The sequence below is a fragment of the Curtobacterium sp. B18 genome (genome assembly GCF_000333375.1).
GTDB lineage: Bacteria > Actinomycetota > Actinomycetes > Actinomycetales > Microbacteriaceae > Curtobacterium.
The window spans coordinates 1-6,835 of the sequence record NZ_BACZ01000125.1 but is presented as its reverse complement, the minus strand read 5'-3'; the positions used below and the strand labels follow the sequence as shown (position 1 = coordinate 6,835).

5 protein-coding genes are annotated in these 6,835 nt (G+C 72.7%); 4 read left to right on the top strand and 1 reads right to left on the bottom strand.

All coding sequences use genetic code 11. From position 1 onward, the window contains the following. Positions 1-29: 29 nt before the first annotated feature. Positions 30-1,772 (bottom strand): glycerol-3-phosphate dehydrogenase/oxidase, encoded by a 1,743-nt coding sequence (locus tag I5E_RS03460; protein WP_022905766.1) that lies wholly within the window; start codon positions 1,770-1,772, stop codon positions 30-32. A gap of 180 nt (positions 1,773-1,952) precedes the next feature. On the opposite strand from I5E_RS03460, the gene I5E_RS03455 reads away from it, so the two are divergent. From I5E_RS03455 to ald, 4 genes are all read left to right on the top strand, one after another. Then, positions 1,953-2,915 carry a sugar-binding transcriptional regulator gene (locus tag I5E_RS03455; RefSeq protein ID WP_022905765.1) on the top strand — a complete coding sequence of 321 codons (963 nt, stop codon included), beginning with the start codon at positions 1,953-1,955 and terminating at the stop codon, positions 2,913-2,915. 62 nt (positions 2,916-2,977) lie between these two features. Further along, positions 2,978-3,964 (top strand): helix-turn-helix transcriptional regulator, encoded by a 987-nt coding sequence (locus tag I5E_RS22525; protein ID WP_022905764.1) that lies wholly within the window; start codon positions 2,978-2,980, stop codon positions 3,962-3,964. Positions 3,965-3,999: 35 nt separating this feature from the next. Further along, positions 4,000-5,388, top strand: a complete 1,389-nt coding sequence (locus I5E_RS03445; protein WP_022905763.1) for an FAD-binding oxidoreductase — start codon at positions 4,000-4,002, stop codon at positions 5,386-5,388. 125 nt (positions 5,389-5,513) lie between these two features. Next, positions 5,514-6,614 carry an alanine dehydrogenase gene (gene ald, locus I5E_RS03440; RefSeq protein WP_022905762.1) on the top strand — a complete coding sequence of 367 codons (1,101 nt, stop codon included), beginning with the start codon at positions 5,514-5,516 and terminating at the stop codon, positions 6,612-6,614. Positions 6,615-6,835: the final 221 nt, after the last annotated feature.

Genomic DNA, 6,835 nt, shown 5'->3' with positions numbered 1-6,835 from the left:
GCCTCCCGTTCCGTGGTCGGTCGCGTGGACTACGCGAGCTGCGACGCGGACGTCAGCGGCACGATCACCCGGTGCGCCTCGCGCAGGACGTCGAGCGTGTGCTGGACCTCGTCCGCACGCTCCTCGGGCGTCCAGCCGAGCGACCCGGCGAGCACGTCCGCCAGCTCGTCGAGCAGGTCGATCGTGACTCCGCCGACGAAGGCGAGGTTCGTGCGCCGGAGGACCACGTCGACCAGGTGCACGGCCTGCTCGCGCTCGGCGAAGTACGCGACCTCGGCACGGGTGAGGCCCGGGTCGGACTCGAGGGGCTCGACGGGGCCGTCGACCAGGACGTCCACGACCTCGGCGGCACGGGTGCCGTAGCGCTCGAGCAGTCCCTCGACGACGGAGGCGTCGAGGCCGTCGCGGTGCGACTTGATCCACAGGGCACGCTGGGCGTCCGTGGTCGGGAAGTCCTTGCCGCCGCCGATCGGCATGCCGGTGGTGTCGACCGTGCGGGTCACGCCGAGCTTGGTCGTGACGTCGGTGGACAGGTGCGCGGCGAGGGCGCGGAAGGTCGTCCACTTGCCGCCGACGAGCGACAGCACGGTCGAGTGCGGCAGCCCGGCGATCGGGGTGTCGACGATCCGGTAGTCGCGCGAGACGAAGCCGGGCGCGGTGTCCTCGTGGCGGGGCAGCGGCCGGATGCCGGAGTAGCTGTAGACGATGTGGTCGCGGGTGAGCGCGATCTGCGGGAAGACGTGCTGCACCAGGCCGAAGAAGTAGTCGATCTCCTCGTCGGTGGTGACGACCGGCTTCGACGGGTCGGCGTCGATGTCCGTCGTGCCGATGAGGACCCGGCCCTTGAGCGGGTAGATGAGTACGATGCGGCCGTCGTTGTTCTCGAAGAACAGCTCGCGGCCCTTCGTCGCCTCGAGCAGCTCGGGGTTGTCGACGACGATGTGGGAGCCCTTCGTGCCGCCCATGAACGTCGTCGCGCCGCCGAACGCCTGGTTCGTCAGGTCGGTCCAGGGGCCGGATGCGTTCACGACGACGTCGGCGGTGAAGACGAACTCCTCGCCGGTCTCCTGGTCGCGGAGCAGGACGCCACCGTCACGGGTGCCGGCGGCCTCGACGTAGTTGACGGCGCGGGCGGTCGACGCCGAGCCCTCGCCCTTCCCCGCGGCGAGCCCGTCCTTGAGCACGTCGAGCGCGAGGCGCTCCGGCTCGTGCACCGACGCGTCGTAGTAGGTGCCCGTGTACTTGAGGTCCTTGTTGAGCGCCGGCATGTCCTCGAGCGCCGCCTTCTTCGTGAGGAAGCGGTGCTTCGGGACGGAGCCGCCGTCGCGCGAGAAGGAGTCGTAGATCGTCATGCCGATCTTGATGAGCGCGGCGCCGCGCTCCTTCGTCGAGCGCTGCTTGTGCGTGAGCATCCGCAGCGGGGCGTTCATGATGCCCGAGAACGTCGAGAAGATCGGCATCGTCGTCTGCAGCGGCTTGACGTAGTGCGGGGCGATCCGGATGAGGCCGTTGCGCTCCTGCACGCTCTCGCGGACGAGACGGAACTCGCCGTTCTCGAGGTAGCGGATGCCGCCGTGGATCATGTGGCTCGAGGCGGCGGACGCACCCGAGGCGTAGTCGCCGCGCTCGACGAGGGCGACGTCGACTCCCTGCAGGGCGAGGTCGCGGAAGGTGGCGATGCCGTTGATGCCGCCACCGACCACGAGGACCTGTGCGTTCGGGCGCTCCGTGAGCGCGTTCACCGTGTTCCGGGGCTGCGTCTTCTTCGACATTGGTGCGTCGCTTCCTTCGTGGGTTCCGTGGTGGTTCGTCATCGATCGTGCGCCTCGGTGAGAGGGCGGGCAACTTGCGTGCACGAACGTGCAGCACACGTGTCCGGAGTGGCCGGAGGAGGGCCGCGAGGCGCGACAGGGGTTGCAGAGGCCGTGCACGTCCGTGCATGCTCAGTTCCCATGAGTGACGCAGCGCAGCCCATGCGCACGCAGCAGGCGCTGCGCGCCGCGCACCTGTACTACCTGCAGGACCTGACGATGGACGCGATCGCCGACGAGCTCGGCACCTCGCGGTCCTCGGTCTCCCGCCTGCTCAAGTACGCCAGGGACACCGGGCTCGTCGACATCCAGATCCGATCGCCGCTCGACCAGGCCGCGGCGCTCAGCCGGAGCATCCGCTCCCGCTTCGGGGTGCACGCGCACGTCGTCCCGGTGCCGGACCACACGAGCGACGTCGACCGGCTCGAACGCGTCGCCCTGTCCGCTGCGCGCATCCTGACGCAGTACGTCGAGTCGAACATGGTGATCGGGATCTCGTGGGGTTCGACCGTGAGCGCGGTGAGCCGGTACCTCGTGCCGAAGACCACCCACGGCTCGACGGTCGTCCAGATCAACGGCGCCGCGAACACCCGGACGACCGGCATCGTCTACGCGTCCGAGATCCTCCGCCGGTTCGGCGAGGCGTACGGCGCGTTCGTGCAGCAGTTCCCCGTCCCGGCGTTCTTCGACGACCCCGCCACGAAGCAGGCGCTCTTCCGCGAGCGGTCGATCCGCCGGGTGCTCGACCTGCACGAGCGGATGGACCTGGTGGTCTTCGGCGTCGGGGCGCCCCAGGCGCCCGTGCCCTCGCACGTCTACTCCGGCGGGTACCTCGACCCGTCCGACCGCGACGAGCTCACCAAGGCGCAGGTCGTCGGCGACGTCTCGACGGTGTTCTACCGGGCGGACGGGTCGTGGAAGGACATCGGGGTGAACGCCCGCGCCGGTGCCCCGGACCTCGACACGATCAAGCGCGCGCCGCGCCGGGTCTGCGTCGTCGCCGGACGCTCGAAGGCCGCGTCGCTGAAGGGTGCGCTCGCCGCCGGGCTGATCACGGACCTCATCCTCGACGAGAGCGTCGGACAGGCGATCCTGCAGCCCTGAACGGTCCGGGTCCTCCGGACCGCGGGCCCGGATTGTCGGTGGTGCCCCGTAGGTTCCTCGACATGGTCGCCACGATGGACACCCGCCACGCCGCCGGCGTTCGCCGGTCCGGGGACACGCGGTACTCCCGGCGCATCGCCGGCACCGACGTCGACCAGGCGCTCGCCTTCTTCGCCGGTGACTACGCCTTCCGCTCGCCCGCCGTCCGCCGCACCCGCACCGACACCCGGTGGGAGTTCGCGGGCGTCGGCGACGACCGGCTGTCCCTCCGCTCGTCGCGGTTCCTCGTCGACCTGCGGAGCGACAGCCGTGTCGACGACGCGTTCCTCGTCGCCTGGCTGCGGAGCGGGGCGAGCACGATCTCGTACGACGGCGCGGACGTCCACCTCGAGCCGGGCGTGCCGGTCGTGCTGCCCTTCGCCGACACCTACGCGCTCCACCACCGCGACATCGGGCTGAACCTCGTGCACCTCGACGCCGGGTTCGTGCGCTCGGTCGTCGGCGACGACGACTTCGCCTTCGAGCCGCTCCGCCGTCCGACGGTCGAGGGCATGCGCGCGTGGCAGTCGGTCGTGCGGGCACACTCGGCGACGTGGCTCGACGTCGGGAACGAACTGACCGCCCTCGCCCAGCGGGACATCGCCGAGGCGTTCGTGCGCGCGGCCGTCGCGGCCTTCCCGGAACGGAGCCGCTGGCGCACGTCGGTCACCGGCAGCGGGCCCGAGCACGCCCGGCTCCGACGTGCCCTCGAGTACGTGCACGAGCACGCCCGCGAGCCGATCGGCACGCCGGAGATCGCCGCCGCGGCCGGCCTGAGTCCGCGCGGCCTGCAGCAGTCGCTCCGGCGGCACCTCGACCAGACGCCGGGCGACCTGCTCCGCAGCGTCCGGCTCGACGGCGCCCGCGCGGACCTGGTGCGCGGCGACCGCGACGCGACCTCGGTGGCCGACATCGCGCGGGCGTGGGGGTTCGGACACCTCGGACGCTTCTCGGCGACGTACCGGGCGCGGTTCGGCGAGCTGCCGAGCGAGTCGCTGCGCGCGCACTGACCCCGGCGTCCGCCGCGCTGTCGTAGCGTGGCCGGATGGACACCGTCGTCACCGCCCTCCGCTCCGCCCTCGCCGATCCGGACGGCACCCTCGTCCGGACCGAGCGGGACGTGCTCGACGCCGCGCGGACCGACAAGTCCGGCTGGGTCGCCCCCGGTGGCCCCGTCGCGGTCGTCGAGGCCCGGACGGTCGAGCACGTGCAGGCCACGCTCCGCACGTGCTCGGCGCTCGGGGTCCCCGTGGTCCCGCGCGGTGCGGGCACCGGCCTCGCCGGCGGCGCGAACGGCACCGAGGGCACGGTCGTGCTCAGCGTCGCCCGGATGGACCGCATCGTGCGGGTCTCGGTCGACGACGAGTACGCGGTGGTGGAGCCCGGGGTGCTGAACGGCGACCTCAACGCCGAGGTGGCCGAGTACGGGCTGCGGTTCGCCCCGGACCCGGCGAGTGCGGCCATCGCGAGCGTCGGCGGCAACATCGCCACCAACGCCGGCGGGCTGCGGTGCGTCAAGTACGGCGTCACGCGGGAAGCGGTGCTCGGGCTCGACGTCGTGCTCGCGGACGGACGCCTCGTCTCGACCGGACACCGCACCGTCAAGGGCGTCACCGGACTCGACCTCACGGCGCTGCTCGTCGGGTCCGAGGGCACGCTCGGGGTGATCGTCGGCGCGACCGTCCGGCTCGTGCCGGTCCCGGCGGGGGAGCCGGCGACCCTCGGCGCCGTCTACCCGAGCGTCGAGGCGGCCGCCCGTGCCGCGGCGTCCGTCGTGGCGGGAGCGGACCGGCCGTCCACGGTCGAGCTGCTCGACGCCGCCGCGCTCGAGGGGATCGCGGCCCACCTCGGGCCGCAGGTGATCGCCGAGACGGTGGGGAGCAGCGCGGCGGGCGGGGTGTTCCTCCTCGTGGAGTACGACGGACCGGGCGCGACCGAGGCCGCGCTGGGTGCCGTGCCGCGCCTCCAGGCCGAGGGCGGGACCGTGCACCTGGCCGGCTCCGCGGCGGAACGCGACCGCCTGCTGACGATCCGGCGGTCGTTCCACCCGGCCATGGAGGCGCGGGGCCGCGTCCTCATCGAGGACGTCGCGGTGCCGCGCAGCCGGCTGGCCGAGATGTTCGCGCGCGTCGAGGCGATCGGGCAGCAGTACGGCGTCGCGATCCCGACCGTCGCGCACGCCGGTGACGGCAACCTGCACCCGAACTTCGTGTTCGCGGGCGACGAGGTGCCGCAGCACGTGTGGGACGCCGCCGATGCGATGTTCCGCGCGGCGATCGAGCTCGGCGGGACGCTGACGGGGGAGCACGGGGTGGGCGTCCTCAAACGGCGGTGGATCGGCGACGAGCTCGGGGACGACGTGCTCGAGCTGCAGCGCGGGATCCGACGGGTGTTCGACCCCGCGGGGATCCTGAACCCGGGCAAGGTGTTCTGACCGTTCCGCCGAATCCTGTCGGACGATTTCGCGCTCGATCGCTCGGATGTTCGGAGGAAACGTCGCCGTAACGAATCCGGCGCTCAATGGTGAGGACGTACGCACCGCCCACGAAGGAGTCCGCAATGCTCATCGGCGTCCCCACCGAGATCAAGAACAACGAGTTCCGCGTCGCCGCCACCCCGGCCGGCGTCGCCGAGCTGGCGCTACACGGCCACGAGGTGCTCGTGCAGTCGGGAGCCGGGGACGGGTCCTCGTTCCCCGACGCCGAGTACGCGGCCGCCGGCGCGACGATCGTCCCGACGGCCGCCGAGGTCTGGGCGCGTGCCGAGATGATCCTCAAGGTCAAGGAGCCGGTCGCCGCCGAGTACGCGTCGATCCGCCCGGGCCAGGTCCTGTTCACGTACCTGCACCTCGCGGCGGACCGACCGCTGACCGACGCGTTGATCGACTCCGGTGCGACGGCCATCGCGTACGAGACCGTCCAACTGCCGGACCGGTCGCTGCCGCTGCTGTCGCCGATGTCCGAGATCGCCGGTCGGCTGTCGGCGCAGGTCGGTGCGAACCACCTCATGCGGGCGCACGGCGGGCGCGGGCTGCTGCTCGGCGGCGTCCCCGGTACCCCGAAGGGCCGTGTCGTCGTCATCGGCGGCGGGGTCGCGGGGGAGCACGCCGCGACGATGGCGCTCGGCCTCGGCGCCGAGGTCACCGTGTTCGACATCAGCCTGCCGCGCCTGCGTGCCCTCGACGCCCGGTTCGACGGACGCATCACGACGCTGCGCTCCTCGGCACACGCGATCGCCTCGGCCCTCCGCGACGCCGACCTCGTGATCGGGTCGGTGCTCATCCCCGGGGCCTCGGCGCCGAAGCTCGTGACCGACGCCATGGTGGCGGACATGCAGCCCGGGTCGGTGCTCGTCGACATCGCGATCGACCAGGGCGGCTGCTTCGAGGGCTCGCACCCGACCACCCACGACGACCCGACGTTCGCCGTGCACGACACCGTGTTCTACTGCGTGGCGAACATGCCGGGAGCGGTGCCGCGCACCTCGACGATCTCGCTGACGAACGCGACGCTGCCGTACGCCGTCGCGATCGCGAACCAGGGGTGGGAGGCGGCGACGGCTGCGGACCCGGCCCTGGCGCTCGGGGTGAACGTGCACGCGGGGCAGGTCGTGAACGCCGCCGTGGCCGAGGCGCACGGCCTGGCGGCCGCGGCGCGCTAGCCGCGCGGGCGCTGCGCGCCGCGCGCTGCGCGCTGCGCGCCGCGCGCTGCGCGCCGCGCGCTGCGCGCCGCGCTGCGCGCCGGCCGCGACGCCGAGACTCGGCCCCGCGGACACTTTCGCGGCTCCCGAGCCACGAAACAGTCCGCTCAGCCGAGTCTCGGCGCGCGTCGCGGGCGCGGCTGGCCGCACGCCGGGGCGGCGGCGCGCGAGTTTCGCGCTGA

What these genes read in the sequence shown, in the direction of transcription:
- I5E_RS03445 (WP_022905763.1), top strand. Translation starts at nt 4,000, where the DNA reads ATGGACACCGTCGTCACCGCCCTCCGCTCCGCCCTCGCCGATCCGGAC.
- I5E_RS22525 (WP_022905764.1), top strand. Translation starts at nt 2,978, where the DNA reads ATGGTCGCCACGATGGACACCCGCCACGCCGCCGGCGTTCGCCGGTCC.
- I5E_RS03455 (WP_022905765.1), top strand. Translation starts at nt 1,953, where the DNA reads ATGAGTGACGCAGCGCAGCCCATGCGCACGCAGCAGGCGCTGCGCGCC.
- I5E_RS03460 (WP_022905766.1), bottom strand. Translation starts at nt 1,772, where the DNA reads ATGTCGAAGAAGACGCAGCCCCGGAACACGGTGAACGCGCTCACGGAG.
- ald (WP_022905762.1), top strand. Translation starts at nt 5,514, where the DNA reads ATGCTCATCGGCGTCCCCACCGAGATCAAGAACAACGAGTTCCGCGTC.